The organism is Cupriavidus sp. FW305-26 (assembly GCF_058787975.1).
On record NZ_JBYTAH010000007.1, the window covers coordinates 130,374 to 144,723 of the forward strand.

General features: G+C 68.9%; 13 protein-coding genes. 1 reads left to right on the forward strand and 12 read right to left on the reverse strand.

Annotated elements, in window-relative coordinates; genetic code table 11:
* Nucleotides 1-73: 73 nt before the first annotated feature.
* The 7 genes from AC3WQZ_RS06945 to AC3WQZ_RS06975 all read right to left on the reverse strand — a co-directional run bounded on the left by AC3WQZ_RS06945 (nt 74) and on the right by AC3WQZ_RS06975 (nt 5,952).
* Nucleotides 74-688: a Maf family protein gene (locus AC3WQZ_RS06945; RefSeq protein ID WP_492300232.1), complete on the reverse strand. Its 615-nt coding sequence runs from the start codon at nt 686-688 to the stop codon at nt 74-76.
* A 33-nt stretch (nt 689-721) separates the two neighbouring features.
* Entirely contained in the window at nt 722-1,201 is a 480-nt protein-coding gene (gene rlmH, locus AC3WQZ_RS06950) for a 23S rRNA (pseudouridine(1915)-N(3))-methyltransferase RlmH (RefSeq protein ID WP_011614787.1), read from the reverse strand.
* 52 nt (nt 1,202-1,253) lie between these two features.
* On the reverse strand, nt 1,254-1,976 hold the full coding sequence (gene rsfS, locus AC3WQZ_RS06955) for a ribosome silencing factor (RefSeq protein WP_492300234.1): 723 nt from the start codon (nt 1,974-1,976) through the stop codon (nt 1,254-1,256).
* 61 nt (nt 1,977-2,037) lie between these two features.
* Complete coding sequence (locus AC3WQZ_RS06960) at nt 2,038-2,772, reverse strand: nicotinate-nucleotide adenylyltransferase (protein WP_010812908.1); 735 nt, start codon at nt 2,770-2,772, stop codon at nt 2,038-2,040.
* Nucleotides 2,773-2,782: 10 nt separating this feature from the next.
* Nucleotides 2,783-3,694: an oxygen-dependent coproporphyrinogen oxidase gene (gene hemF, locus AC3WQZ_RS06965; protein ID WP_010812907.1), complete on the reverse strand. Its 912-nt coding sequence runs from the start codon at nt 3,692-3,694 to the stop codon at nt 2,783-2,785.
* A 179-nt stretch (nt 3,695-3,873) separates the two neighbouring features.
* Complete coding sequence (purD, locus tag AC3WQZ_RS06970) at nt 3,874-5,142, reverse strand: phosphoribosylamine--glycine ligase (protein WP_010812906.1); 1,269 nt, start codon at nt 5,140-5,142, stop codon at nt 3,874-3,876.
* A gap of 84 nt (nt 5,143-5,226) precedes the next feature.
* Nucleotides 5,227-5,952, reverse strand: coding sequence for a YebC/PmpR family DNA-binding transcriptional regulator (locus AC3WQZ_RS06975; protein WP_010812905.1), 726 nt, complete (start codon nt 5,950-5,952; stop codon nt 5,227-5,229).
* 219 nt (nt 5,953-6,171) lie between these two features.
* Here AC3WQZ_RS06975 and AC3WQZ_RS06980 point away from each other — a divergent pair, with 219 nt between their 5' ends.
* Nucleotides 6,172-7,698 carry a helicase HerA-like C-terminal domain-containing protein gene (locus AC3WQZ_RS06980; RefSeq protein WP_010812904.1) on the forward strand — a complete coding sequence of 509 codons (1,527 nt, stop codon included), beginning with the start codon at nt 6,172-6,174 and terminating at the stop codon, nt 7,696-7,698.
* Nucleotides 7,699-7,750: 52 nt separating this feature from the next.
* Here AC3WQZ_RS06980 and AC3WQZ_RS06985 read toward each other — a convergent pair whose 3' ends face one another.
* From AC3WQZ_RS06985 to AC3WQZ_RS07005, 5 genes are all read right to left on the reverse strand, one after another.
* A complete protein-coding gene (locus AC3WQZ_RS06985) occupies nt 7,751-7,915 on the reverse strand; it encodes a DUF3149 domain-containing protein (RefSeq protein ID WP_010812903.1) in 165 nt (54 codons plus the stop codon).
* Nucleotides 7,916-8,042: 127 nt separating this feature from the next.
* Nucleotides 8,043-8,693, reverse strand: a complete 651-nt coding sequence (gene upp / locus AC3WQZ_RS06990) for a uracil phosphoribosyltransferase (RefSeq protein ID WP_010812902.1) — start codon at nt 8,691-8,693, stop codon at nt 8,043-8,045.
* Between the two features lie 202 nt (nt 8,694-8,895).
* Nucleotides 8,896-10,296 (reverse strand): MFS transporter, encoded by a 1,401-nt coding sequence (locus tag AC3WQZ_RS06995; RefSeq protein ID WP_011614790.1) that lies wholly within the window; start codon nt 10,294-10,296, stop codon nt 8,896-8,898.
* A gap of 624 nt (nt 10,297-10,920) precedes the next feature.
* The gene (locus tag AC3WQZ_RS07000; protein WP_492300240.1) at nt 10,921-13,794 is read right to left on the reverse strand and encodes a c-type cytochrome; all 2,874 of its coding nucleotides are present in this window, start codon (nt 13,792-13,794) and stop codon (nt 10,921-10,923) included.
* 50 nt (nt 13,795-13,844) lie between these two features.
* The gene (locus AC3WQZ_RS07005) at nt 13,845-14,342 is read right to left on the reverse strand and encodes a (2Fe-2S)-binding protein (RefSeq protein WP_010812899.1); all 498 of its coding nucleotides are present in this window, start codon (nt 14,340-14,342) and stop codon (nt 13,845-13,847) included.
* Nucleotides 14,343-14,350: the final 8 nt, after the last annotated feature.

The following is a 14,350-nucleotide window of genomic DNA, read 5'->3' on the forward strand; positions in this document are numbered from 1 at the left end:
CGTCGCCGGTGGCCCGGCTGTATAGGGTGGCCCGGCGCTGGGCCGGGTCTTGTCTGGGCACGGAGGGCGCTGCTCAGAACTGCAGGCGGGCCTGGCGAAGTAACGCCGCCGTCTCAAACAAGGGCAAGCCCATGATACCTGAATAGCTGCCACTGATCCGCTCGACGAACTCGGCCGCCCGGCCCTGGATGCCGTAGGCACCGGCCTTGCCGAGCGGCTCGCCGCTGGCGACGTAGCGTTCGATCTCGGCGGGCTGCATCGGGCGGAAGGTGACTTCTGAGATCGACAGCGCATGCCGCATGCCCGTGGTCGACACGATCGTCACAGCGGTCAGGACGCGGTGGGTGCTGCCCGAGAGCGCGCCCAGCATGGCCGCGGCATCGGCGCCGTCGGCGGGTTTGCCCAGGATGCGGCCGCCCAGGCAGACCGTGGTGTCGGAGGTCAGCACCGGCGCATCGGGCAGCGCGCGGCGTTCGCGACGGCGCAGCGCAGCTTCGGCCTTCAGCGCGCAGACGCGCTGGACGTAGTCGTCGGGGGGCTCGCCGGGCTGGACGGCCTCGAGCGCTTCGGCATCCTCGTCGTCATCGGCCAGCAGCAGTTCGTAGCGCACGCCGAGCTGGGTCAGCAGCTCGCGGCGGCGCGGGCTCTGCGAGGCGAGGTAAAGATAGTCGTGCAGGGTGTCGGGCATCGCGGCGGAGGGGCCTTCCGGCGACAGCCGGGATCAGGCCCGATGATAGGGGTGGTTCTGTGTGACGGACCAGGCGCGGTACAGCTGCTCGGCCAGCAGCACGCGCACCATGCCGTGCGGCAGGGTCAGGCTGGACAGCCGGATCAGGGTGCTGGCGCGGGCTTTCAGGGCGGGGTCGAGCCCGTCGGCGCCGCCGATCAGGAAGGCCACGTCGCCGCCCTCGCGCTGCCAGTCGGTCAGCTGCGCGGCCAGTTGCACGGTGGTGAAGTCGCGTCCGCGCTCATCCAGCGCGACGATGCGGCATTGCTTCGACAGCGAGCCCAGCACCGCCTCGATGCGCGCGGCTTCGCGCTGCATCACGGTGGCGGCGTTGTTGCTGGACGAGCGGGTTTCGGGCTTGACCTCGCGCAGTTCGATGCGCAGCTCGGGCGGCATGCGCTTGGCGTACTCGCTGAAGCCGGTTTCGATCCAGCCGGGCATCTTGTGGCCGACGGCCACGATCACCAGTTGCATGGGGCAGGGATGGGTCATGCTGCGCGGCCGCCGGGCGGCCGCGCGCCGGGACTCAGGCCGAGCGGGTGGTGCGCTTGCGCGCGGCCGGCTTGGCTGCTGCGCTCTTGCTCGGGGCCTTCTTGGCCGCGGTCTTGGTTGCAGTCTTGCGCGCGGTGGTGCCGGCAGCGGTCTTGCGCGGCGCCGCGGCGCGGGTGCCGGCGGTCTTGGTCGCTGCCGTCTTGGTGGCGGTCTTGCGGGCCGGCTTGCGGATGGTGGCGATGGCGTCCGCGTCGGTGTCCTCATGGCCCATCGGCGGCGACGGCTCCTTCATGCCTTCGGGCAGGCGGGCCAGCGCGGGGCGCAGGTTGCTGGCGCGGCGCACGGTGCGCACCGGGGCCTCGTCCTCGTCCTCGTCCATCGGCTCGCTGGCCTTGGCCAGGCCGCGGCCGCCGGCGGCCAGCTTCATGCGCACCGGCTTGTCGCCCCAGATCTCTTCCAGGTTGTAGTACAGGCGCAACTGCGGCTGCAGGATGTGGACCACGGCGTCGCCGCAGTCGACCAGCACCCATTCGCCGGTTTCCAGGCCCTCGACCGCCACGATATGGCCGCCGGCTCCCTTCACCGTATCCCGCACCGACGCTGCCAGCGCCTTGGTCTGGCGGTTGGATGTCCCGCTGGCAATCACCACCCGGTCGAACAGTTCAGTCAGGTGGCTGGTGTCGTACACCTTGATGTCCTGCGCTTTGACATCCTCGAGGCCGTCGACGATGGCGCGTTGCAGTTTACGAATATCCATGGTGTCTTCTTGTTCAGCTGAGATCGGTTGGGGGTGGGCGCCGGGACTGGTGCAACCCCGGTCATGCCCTGGCCGGGGCGTCGCGGTACAGCCCGTGGTTGGCAATGTAGTGTGCCACGCCGGGCGGCAGTTGGTCATCTGCCGGCTGGCCGGCTGCCAGCCGCTGGCGCAGGTGGGTGGAAGACAGGTCGACGGCGAGCGTCTGGTCGATCCACATCCGGCCGGAGGGCGTGCATTGTATCAGGTGCGTGTCAGCCTGGCGTTCGGCCAGTGCCGCCAGCACCGGACCCTCCAGTGCCGCCAGCTCAAAGCGCGGCCGCGTGGCGGTGCACAGATGCACGTGTTCGAACAGTGCCTGCCAGCCGTGCCAGGTGTGCAGGCGCAGCAGCTGGTCGGCGCCCATCAGCCAGCACAGCGAGGCTTCGGGGCCGTATTCGGCGCGCAGCTGGCGTACCGTGTCGATGGTGTAGCTGGGGCCGGCGCGGTCCACTTCCATGCGGCTCACGCGGACTCTGGCGCCGCTGTCGCCAAGCGCCGCGGCGGCCAGTTCGGTCATGGCCAGGCGGTCGGCGGCAGGGGTCACGTCGTCGCCTTTTTGCCACGACTGGCCGGTGGGTATCCACACCAGCTCATCCAGCCCAAGGTGTTCGATGCACAGCCGCGCCAGTGCCAGGTGGCCGACGTGGGGAGGATCAAATGTGCCGCCCAGGATACCCAGGCGATAGGGGCGGGCGGACGGTTGCGGCGGTTCTCCCGCGTCGGCGGCGGGCTTGCGGTGTTGCGCTGGATTGGCCATAGGTCAGGCGTCAGGCCCAGTCGCGCGCTGGCAGGAAATCGGTGTACAGCGCCGCTTCGGGGCTGTCCGGTTCCGGTTGCCAGTCATAGCGCCAGGTCACCAGCGGCGGCATCGACATCAGGATGGATTCGGCGCGTCCGCCCGACTGCAGGCCGAACAGCGTGCCGCGGTCGAACACGAGGTTGAATTCGACGTAGCGCCCGCGCCGGTAGGCCTGGAAGCCGCGCTCGCGCTCGCCGTAGGGCGTGTCCTTGCGCGCCTGCAGGATCGGCAGGTAGGCGTCCAGGAAGGCGTCGCCGACCGACTGCATCATGGCGAAGCTGCGCTCGAAGCCCAGCGCGGAGAAGTCATCGAAGAAGATCCCGCCCACGCCGCGCGCCTCGTTGCGGTGGCGCAGGAAGAAATACTCGTCGCACCACTGCTTGAAGCGCGGGTACAGGTCGTCGCCGTAGGGCGCCAGCGCCTGCTGGCAGGCGCGGTGGAAGTGCGCGCAGTCGCCGGCGTCGCCGTAGTAGGGCGTCAGGTCCATGCCGCCGCCGAACCACCATACCGGCTCGGCCCCCGGCTTGAGCGCCAGGAAGCAGCGCACGTTCATATGGACCGTGGGCACATAGGGATTGCGCGGGTGGAACACCAGCGACACGCCCATGGCCTCGAAGCTGCGCCCGGCCAGCTCCGGCCGGTTGGCGGTGGCCGACGGCGGCAGGGTGTCGCCGCTCACGTGCGAGAAGCCCACGCCGGCGCGCTCCATCACCGCGCCGCCTTCCAGGATGCGGGTGCGGCCGCTGCCGCGCAGGCGTTCGGTGGGCGGTTTCTCCCAGGCGTCGGTCAGGAACGGCTGGCCGTCGATGGCACCGATGGCATCGGTGATGCGGTCTTGCAGACCGAGCAGATAGGCACGGACTGCCTGGGAATCGATCATGGTTGGCGGAAAGCGGATGGACCGGGCTGAGGGCAGCCCGGCAGCCTTGGCGGCTGCCGGGCGCGTCACAGCGTTGTCACGATTGTACCGGCTGAGGCGGCCGGCGGGTCGCGCAGGTCCAAAGCTGGCCGGCAAGGCGGATCAGCCATGCCGGCCGGAACGGCGTTTGCCGGGAAGGATCAGCGCTTGATGGCGCGGTAGCCGATGTCGGTCCGGTACTGCATGCCGTCGAAGCGGATCTGCTCGACCGCGGCATAGGCGGCGCGCTGCGCTGCCTTGACGGTGTCGGCCAGGCCCACCACGCACAGCACGCGCCCGCCCGAGGTCAGCAGGGTGCCGTCCTTGAGGGTGGTGCCGGCGTGGAAGGTCACGCTGTCGTCGGTCTCGGCCGGGATGCCGGTGATGGCATCGCCCTTGCGCGGGCTGTCGGGATAGCCGTAGGCCGCCATCACCACGCCCAGCGCGGTGCGGCGGTCCCAGTCCAGCTCGATGCTGTCGAGCTTGCCGTTGACGGCGTGCTCCATCACATCGACCAGGTCGGTCTTCAGGCGCGCCAGGATCGGCTGGGTTTCGGGGTCGCCCATGCGGCAGTTGAATTCCAGCGTCTTCAGGTTGCCGTCCTTGTCGATCATCAGGCCGGCGTACAGGAAGCCCGTGTACGGGATGCCGTCCTTTTCCATGCCGCGCACGGTCGGCAGGATGATCTCGCGCAGCGCGCGCGCATGCAGCGCGGGCGTGACCACCGGGGCGGGGGAATACGCGCCCATGCCGCCGGTGTTGGGGCCGGCGTCGGCATCCAGCAGGCGCTTGTGGTCCTGGCTGGTGGCCAGCGCCAGCACGTTCTTGCCGTCGACCAGCACGATAAAGCTGGCTTCCTCGCCGTCCAGGAACTCTTCGATCACCACGCGCGCGCCGGCGTCGCCGAGCTTGTTGTCGGCCAGCATCATGTCGACCGCGGTGTGCGCTTCTTCCAGCGACATCGCCACCACCACGCCCTTGCCCGCGGCCAGGCCGTCGGCCTTGATCACGATCGGAGCGCCCTGGGCGTCGATGTAGGCGTGCGCCTGGGTGGCGTCGGAGAAGGTCTGGTAAGCGGCGGTCGGGATGCCGTGGCGCTCCATGAACGCCTTGGCGAAGTCCTTGGACGATTCCAGCTGCGCGGCAGCCTGGGTCGGCCCGAAGATGCGCAGGCCCTTGGCGCGGAAGATATCGACAATGCCGGCGGCCAGCGGGGCCTCGGGGCCAACCACGGTGAAGGCCACGCCCTCGCGCTCGGCAAAGGCGGCGATGACCTCGGGGTCGGTCAGCGGAACATTCTGCAGGCGCTTGTCGAGCGCGGTCCCGCCGTTGCCCGGCGCCACGTACACCACCTGCACCTTGGGGGACTGGGCCAATTTCCAGGCCAGCGCGTGTTCACGTCCACCCGAGCCGACAACCAATACTTTCATGATCACTGCCAGAAAAGAAACACATACTAAAAGGCGGCGGCCTGGGCTGTGTCCGGGGCGCCGCCGATGGGGGCTTGTTGCAGCTTAGTCTTCGATCACCGCGTTGGTGAAGACTTCCTGCACGTCGTCCAGGTTTTCCAGGGCGTCGAGCAGTTTCTGCATCTTGGCCGCGTCGTCGCCGGCAAAGCTGACTTCGTTCTGCGGCTTCATCACCACGTCGGCCACCTCCGCCTTGAAGCCGGCGGCTTCCAGTGCGGCCTTGACCGCCGAGAAATCGTTGGGCGGGCAGGTGACTTCGATCGAACCGTCGTCGTTGGTGACGACGTCGTCGGCGCCGGCTTCGAGCGCGGCTTCCATCAGCTTGTCTTCCGGCGTGCCGGGGGCATACAGGAACTGGCCGCAGTGGGTGAACATGAACGCCACCGAACCTTCGGTGCCCATGTTGCCGCCGTGCTTGGAGAACGCATGGCGCACTTCGGCCACGGTGCGGGTGCGGTTGTCGGTCAGGCAGTCGACGATGATGGCCGCGCCGGCCAGGCCGTAGCCTTCGTAGCGGATTTCTTCGTAGTTGGCGCCTTCCATGCCGCCCACGCCGCGCTGGATCGCGCGCTGGATGTTGTCCTTGGGCATGTTCGCGTCCATGGCCTTGTCGATCGACAGGCGCAGGCGCGGGTTGGAGTCGACATCGCCGCCGCCGAGCTTGGCGGCAACGGTGATTTCCTTGATCAGGCGGGTCCAGATCTTGCCGCGCTTGGCGTCAGCGGCGGCCTTCTTGTGTTTGATATTGGCCCATTTCGAGTGACCGGCCATGATTCTCTCCGAAGCGGAATGCGGTGATCTGCGGTGATGTTGTGCGGGGTTGCCATGCGCGCCGTGGCCGGGGTGGCAAAGCCCTCGGACAGCGCGCGCCAGGTGACGGATATGCCTGGCGGCTGGCTATAATCAGCCCAGGATTTTATCACGCGGGCCTGCCCGCGCCGCTGCCGTGGCGAGTCCCGCGGTGCCAGACCTCAAAACCCCAGGAACATCATGGCCGACCCCATCCTCATCGCCAAGAACGCCGAACATGAACTGGTGCTGCTGCCGCAGATGGGCAACCGGCACGGGCTGATCACCGGCGCCACCGGCACCGGCAAGACCGTCACGCTGCAGACCCTGGCGCAGGGCTTCTCGCGACTGGGCGTGCCGGTCTTCATGGCGGACGTCAAAGGTGACTTGACCGGCATTTCGCAGGCTGGCCAGCCGTCCGACAAGCTCAAGCAGCGCCTGGCCGACCTGAACCTGCCGGAGCCGGCATGGGGCGCGTGCCCGACCACGCTGTGGGACGTGTTCGGCGAGAAGGGCCACCCGGTGCGCGCCACGGTTTCGCACATGGGCCCGCTGCTGCTGTCGCGCATGCTGGAGTTGAACGACACCCAGCAGGGGGTGCTGAACCTGGTGTTCCGCATTGCCGACGCCAATGGCCTCCTGCTGCTCGATGCCAAGGACCTGCGCGCCATGCTGCAGTACGTCGGCGACAACGCCGGCCAGTTCACCACCGAGTACGGCAATATCTCGGCCGCCTCGATCGGCGCCATCCAGCGCGGGCTGATCGCGCTGGAATCGCAGGGTGGGGATGTCTTCTTCGGTGAGCCGATGCTGAACCTGGAAGACTTCATCCAGACCGAGAAGGGCCAGGGCGTGGTCAATATCCTGGCCGCCGACAAGCTGATGAACGCGCCGCGGCTGTACGCGACCTTCTTGCTGTGGATGCTGTCCGAGCTGTTCGAGAAGCTGCCCGAGGCCGGCGACCTGGACAAGCCCAAGCTGGTGTTCTTCTTCGACGAGGCCCACCTGCTGTTCAACGATGCGCCCAAGGCGCTGCTCGACAAGATCGAGCAGGTGGTGCGGCTGGTGCGTTCCAAGGGCGTGGGCGTGTACTTCGTCACGCAGAACCCGATCGACATCCCCGACACCGTGCTGGGCCAACTGGGCAACCGCGTGCAGCATGCGCTGCGCGCCTTTACCCCGCGCGACCAGAAGGCGGTCAAGGTGGCGGCCACCACCATGCGCGCCAACCCCAAGCTGGACCTGGAAACCGCGATCGGCGAACTGGGCGTGGGCGAGGCCCTGGTGTCGTTCCTGGATGCCAAGGGCACGCCCTGCGTGACCGAGCGCGCCTGGGTGCTGGCACCGGGCAGCCGCATCGGCCCGGCGACGGAGGAAGAGCGCAAGCAGCTGATCGCCGGTTCGCTCGTGGCGGGCACCTACGAGAAGACCGTGGACCGCGAATCCGCCTATGAAAAGCTGCGCGGCAGCGTGGCGACGGTCGGCAATGGCAACGGCAAGGGCGCCGGAGGCGCGCCGGCGGGGCAGCCAGCGGGCGAGCAGGACAGCGGCTGGCTCGGCACGGCCGGCGACATCTTCGGCACGCTGACCAAGGGCACCGGCAAGACCGGCCGCGGCGATTCGATCCTGGAGTCGATGGCCAAGTCGGCCGCGCGCACGGTGGGCTCGCAGGTCGGGCGCGAGCTGATCCGCGGCGTGCTGGGGAGCCTGCTGGGCAAGAAGAAGTAAAGACCCGGACTGACGCAATGACGGAAAGGGCCGCACGATGCGGCCCTTTCCCTTAGCGACGCTGCGCTTGTTGCTGCGCCTTGGCCGCTGCCGCATCCTCGCGCATCTTGCGCGCGAACATCCGCGCAAAGAACCACCCCATGCCGATGATGAAGACGATCACGCCCAGGCTCATCAGGCCGGTGCTGGTACTGAACAGGATCTTGAAGGCTTCCATGCTTGGCTCCCTTTGCTTTGGCGATGGCCGCCGGCGAGGTCTCGCCGGCGCCTGCCGCCAGTGTAGGGAGCCCTGTGGCGCGGACTATTGAGGCCGGTCAAGCGCAAGCCAGCCCGCCGCGCGCCACTCAGTTCTTGGTGCCGAACAGGCGGTCGCCCGCATCGCCCAGGCCCGGCACGATGTAGGCGTGCTCGTCGAGATGGCTGTCGAGCGAGGCCACGAACAGCTGCACGTTCGGATGCGCCTTCTGGAACACTTCCACGCCCTCGGGCGCCGCCACCAGCGCAACGAAGGTGATGGCCTCGTCCTTCACGCCGCGCCGCTTGAGCACATCCACGGCATGCGCAGCCGAATAGCCCGTGGCGACCATCGGGTCGCACAGGATGAAGCTGCGGTCCTCCACGTCGGGCAGCCGCACCAGGTATTCCACCGGGCGGTGCTGCTCGTCGCGGTACACGCCGATATGGCCGATGCGCGCCGACGGGATCAGCTCGACCAGGCCGTCGCTCATGCCCACGCCCGCGCGCAGCACTGGCACGATGGTCAGCTTCTTGCCGGCGATCACCGGCGCGTCCAGCTCCACCAGCGGCGTCTCGATGCGGCGCGTGGTCAGCGGCAGGTTGCGGGTGATCTCATAGCCCATCAGCAGCGTGATCTCGCGCAGCAGTTCGCGGAAGGTGCGCGTCGACGTTTCCTTGTCGCGCATGTGCGAGAGCTTGTGCTGGATCAGCGGGTGGTCGAGGATGAACAGGTTGGGAAAGCGCGGGTCTTGTTTCATGGCTGGCGGCGAGGGCTCGGCGGGATAGGGGCAAGCAGGTGAAGCGGGCGGCGAGATCGGGTCGACCAGCGCGCCGCGCCGTTGCAGCCGGATTGTAATGGAAGCGGGCCGCCCTGCCCGTGGCTTCGCTTCCGGGACCCGCCCACGCCAGCGCCGCCGGCGGGCTCCCTGAACCGCCGGGAGCGTCCGGCGGCGCCTTGCGCTAGTCAAGCGCGCGGTTCTTCGACTCGATATCCACCATGTAGATGGCGATCGCCGCCACGGCAAGAAATGACGAAAGCAGCGCCAGGGCGAGGGTGAACTGGCTGGCCATGATCGGTGCAATGATGGACGGCGCGAACAGGCCGCCAAAGCGCGCCATCGCACCCGCAGTGCCCATCCCGCTGGCGCGCAGGTCGGTCGGGTACACCTCGGGCGTGAAGGCGTAGAGGGCGCCCCAGGTACCGAGCAGCGAGAAGCTCATCAGCAGGGTCGAGCCGACGATAAGCGCGGTGGACGTACCCAGGCTGTAGAGCATGCAGCCTGCCGCGCTGAGCAGCAGGAAGCCGATCAGGGTCGGCTTGCGGCCCCAGCGCTCGACGCCGTGCGCGGCCAGCGCGAACCCGGGGAGCTGCACCAGCGCGAGCACGATCAGGAAGACCTGGCCGCGCATGAAGCCAAAGCCCTGGCCCGCCAGCTTGACCGGCAGATAGACGAAAACGCCGTAGTAGGCGATCGAGATAAGCGCCCAGGCGGCAAGCAGGCAGATGGTGCGGCGCCGGCAGCCGCGCGCGAACAGCGCAAAGACCGACTTGCGCTCCATCGGCTGCGGCTCCAGGTTGCCGATTTCAACGGACACGCGATTGGCGGTGGCGACACGCTGCAGCACCGCGCGCGCCTCGGCCGAGCGACCCGATTTATTCAGGTAGAGCGGAGACTCGGGAACAAAGAAGCGGAACACCACGCCGACCAGGGCCGGGATGCCCGTGACGAGGAAAATCAGCCGCCAGGCATCATTGCCTCGCGACACGGCGATCAGCGCAAGAATGGCGAGCAGGATCGTGCCGACGGCCCAGAACGACTCCAGCAGGACCAGCCAGCGACCGCGCCGGTCCGAGGGCAGGAACTCGGCCATCATGGTGTAGTCGACGGGCAGCGTGCCGCCGACGCCGATGCCGGTCAGGAAGCGCAGCAACAGCAGCCACTGGAAGTCCGGTGCGAAAGCGGAAGCGACACCGCAGATGGCGTCGATGACCACCGCCATCATCAGCACGGGCCGGCGGCCGATCCTGTCAGCCAGCCGGCCGAACACGAAAGCGCCGATCAGCATGCCGACAAAGAACATCGTCCCGGTCTGCAGAGCGGTCGGTACGGGAATGCCAAAGGTCGCCGCAATCGACGGCGCGGTGAAGCCGATCGACAGCACCTGCATCGCGTCAGCCAGCCAGACCAGGCCGAAGATGACGAAGAGCCGATACTGGAACCGGCCGACGCCGGCCGCGCGGATGCCTTGCTCGATCGTGATGGTTTGAGGCGACGCTCCCCGCGCGCTGGGCTGTGGGGACGCGCCTAGCGTGACTTCCGGGATGGTCGTTGTTGCCATGGATGAAATTGATGACGACATGTTGTCTACCTGTCTTTATAGGCTGGTTCTTGAACTCGGACGCACACGTATCGAAGCAGGGCCAGACGGTACTGACTAATGCGTGATGATCACACCGGGGCAATCGCACCGAATTGCAACGAAACGTGGTGAGTACTCCAATTGGCGAGGCTAGAACTGACCCGGTAGCACGCTCGCAACACCTGCTTGGTTCTGATACGACATAGTCACTCCTTGTTGTCTACCCTTGGTTGGTCCAGGCCCGGCCTCCCGGTCGGCGCTGCGGGGGACTATGCAAGCCCCGGGCCAGCGCTTCCGGTGATGTAAAGGGCCAATCTTTTAGTTTTGTTGTCTCGTCTGCCGCTTGCGGCGCGCCGTCCTTGTGCGGGGCGGCACCGCTGCGAGCCACGCGGCACTCATGTAGTGCGCACTACATGATCGTTCAGCGTAAGCTACATGAAACTGGCGGGCAAGGCCGAATTGCGTTTTCCCTCCTCGGGGTTTTCCCGCGCGTGGCGCGCATGGCGCCGGCGCGGGAATGCACGTTCCCTGCCCGGTGGCGAAGCGCCTTGCCAGGCACGGCGTAGGTGCGGTCAGCGTGGATGCGGCAGGCGCGGCGAGCCGGCCCCGCCGGGTCTGCTAGTCCTAGTGGGCAGGCATCGCGCGCAGGCGCGCGACGGTGTTCTCCAGGTCCTGCCATGCGGGTTTGTCGGGCGCAAAGCGCGCGCGCAGGTACTGCGTCAGTTGCGCGATCTGCTGGTCGTCGAGCGTGTCGGCATAGGCCGGCATCGCCCCCAGTTCGCTGTTGGGCGGTGCCGGCATGCCTTGCAGCAGCACCTGGATCACGTTGTCCGGCAGCTTGCTGTGCAGGTTCGTATTGAGCGCCAGCGAAGGCTTGACGCCGAACTGGGCGATGCCCTGGTCCGACTGGTGGCAGACCGCGCATGCGCTCTGGTACAGGCGTTCGCCGGGACCGCCCAGGGTGCGCGCGGCCTGCGCGCTGCGCTGCTCGAGCTGCGCTGCCTGTGCGGCCAGTACGGCAGGCGAGGGCGCTGGCGTGCCGAACGAGGCCACGTAGTGCGCAATCGCGCGCACGTCGGACTCAGGCAGTTGCGCCAGTTCCTCGACCACCGGTGCCATCGGTCCGGCCGCGGCGCCATGGTGCGGCGCATAGCCGCCGCGCAGGTAGGTGAACAGCGCCGCTTCGGTCCAGGGCAGCGGTGCTTGCGACAGCGCGGTCAGCGGCGGCGCTTCCCAGCCTTCGGCGCTGCCGCCGGTCAGGTACTGGCGGCCGCCCTTTTCGCCGCCGAGCGCGTTGCGCGGCGAATGGCAGGCGCTGCAGTGGCCCAGCCCTTCGGCCAGGTACGCGCCGCGATTCCATTGCGCGGAGCGCGACGGGTCCGGTGTAAAGCGCTCGTTGCGATGGAACAGCAGGTTCCAGCCGGCCAGCAGCGGGCGCAGGTTGAAGGGGAACGCCAGCTGCGTCTGCGGGACTTCGGCTTTCACCGGCTCTGCCGACATCAGGTACCCATACAGCGCCTGCATGTCGCCGTCGCTGATCTTCGCGAATGCGGTGTACGGGAACGCGGGATACAGGCGGCGCCCGTCGCGGTGGATGCCCTCGCGCATGGCGCGCTCGAACGCGGCGAAGGACCAGTTGCCGATGCCGGTCCGCACATCCGGGGTGATGTTGGTGCTGTAGACCGTGCCGAAGGGCGTCTCCAGCGGCAGGCCGCCGGCGTTCTTCGCGCCGCCCGGCGCGGTATGGCAAACCGCACAGTCTCCCGCGGCGGCCACCAGCCGGCCGCGTTCGAGCGTGGCGGCGGAGTAGAAGCCGGCCTCGGGCGGCGCCACCGGTGCGATCGGCGCGCGCCAGGGCATCAGCGTGGCGCACACGCCGGCAGCGGCTGCGGCGGCTGCGGCGATCCAGCCGCGCTTGCTGCGCTGGCTGCCGGGCCTGGCCTCGGCCAGCGCCAGCCGGATGCGGTCGGCGCTGAAGGGCGGCGCGCGCAGGCGCACGCCGGTGGCATCGTAGATGGCATTGGCCACGGCCGCGGCGGCGGGCATGGTGCCGGTCGGGCTGGCAGCCAGCGCGTCATGCGGGGCGAGCGTGCCAGCCAGGCGGACTTCCGGCAGGGCGCTGCCCGGCACGGCCGGCAGCGCCTGGCTGGCAGATGGCGCCTCGGCCGGCCAGGTGTCGAAGGCGGGCGTGGCCGACGTCAGCTGCAGGGCAGCATCGGCCACGGCCAGCTCCAGCGAGCGCGCGGACGGCGCGGCTTGCGCGCGCGGCAGCGATTCACTGTCATGCCCCACCGTCACGCGCGTGACCGCCAGCTCGCCGGTGGTGCCGTCGACCTCGACCTCGGCCACCCATGCCGACCAGGTCTGCCCGGCTTCGTGATCGATGGTGTGGGCATAGGCAAAGCCGCGGCCGCGCTGTACGTTGCCTGCCGCTGTGTTGGCGCGGGGCGCGGCCGGCGTCCAGGCGGCGCGCTCGGCCACTTGCCGTACCAGTGCCGTGCCGCGCGCATCGTCGAGATGCGCCAGCCGCAGTGCGACCGGATCGGTGCCGGAGGCGGCGGCAAGCTCGTCGAGATGGGATTCCCGGGCGAACACCTGGGCCCGGGCGGCCGCCAGTGGCGCGGCATCGAACGCGGCGGCGTTGCCTGTCGCAACCAGGTCGACATGCGGGATGCGATAGGGCGGCATGGTGGTGGCGCCTGCATGGTCGGCATCGATGCCGTCCGCCACGGGCGATGCCGTATGCGTCAGCCACAGCGCCAGCGGTACGGCCGGGGCGGCGGTGCCAGCCAGTGTTGCGGCGTAGGCTTCGATGGCAGTGCCGGCCAGCGCGGTGTCGACGCGCACATCGAGCGCGGCATCGGCAAGGCCTACATCGGCGGCACACAGCCGACGCATCACGGGCAGTCCGGCGGCGTGGGCCAGCAGCGCCGCGTCGGCGGCGGCGTGCGGCGCGAGCAGCGCCGGGTCCGCGCGGTCATCGGGCGATTGCCAGCAGGCCAGCACCACCTGTTGCGGCGCGATGCCCAGCAGCGCGGCAAGCTCGGCGCGCAGCGCGCCTGGGCGCGTGCTCGGCAGCCACACGGTCAGCTTGCCGTCGCGCCAGTCGGCGACGGCTGTGCAATACGCCTCGCCGCGGGTGCCGGCCAGCGGCCACTGGTAGTGCTGCGTGTGGCGCGCGTCGGCGCCGGCCAGCACCGCATCGGCATTGCCGCGCCGGGCCAGCGCGTGGCGCGTTACCGGTGCGTCGTCGGCGCGGGGCGGGGCGGACCATCGTGCCTGCAGCGCCTGGATTGCGTTGGCGGCCTGTGCGCCGGAAGCCGCCGCCACGCCGGCAAAGTTGTTGCGGATGACGACCGCGCGCACGCCCGGCAGCGCCAGCGCGGCCTCGTGCTGCGCGCCCAGCAGGCGTGCCGCCAGCGGCTTGCCGTCGATCCAGCGCAGGCCAGGCGGTGTCAGCACCCGGGCAACCAGGCAGTCGGCGGCGGGCGGCGGCATGCTGCCCGCGACCGCGGTCGCAGGGGTGGCCTGGGGCACGAGTCCTTCGTTCACGATGCCGACCCCCCGGCCGTCTGCCGTTGCAGCATCGCGGCACGTTGCACCGCGCGCACGATTTCCACATGGGTGCCGCAGCGGCACAGGTTGAAGCGCAGCGCCTCGCGGATCTGGGCCTCATCGGGATCGGGATTCTGCGCGAGCAGCGCCTTGGCGGTCATGATCATGCCATTCAGGCAATAGCCGCATTGCGCGGCCTGCTCGTCGATAAACGCTTGCTGCACCGGGTCGGGCTGCGCATCGGTGCCCAGTCCTTCCAGCGTGGTGACGGCGTGCCCGACCACGGCCCTGACCGGCAGCACGCAGGCGCGCGCCGGCATGCCGTCCACCAGCACCGTGCAGGCGCCGCACTGGCCCAGGCCGCAGCCGTACTTGGGCCCGTTGCAGCACAGGTCGTTGCGCAGGATGTAGAGCAGCGGCGTGTCAGGGGCCACGCTCAGCGTGTGCTCGGCGTGATTGACTTGCAGCGTCAGGGGGCGGGGCGTGTTCAGCGGGGGGC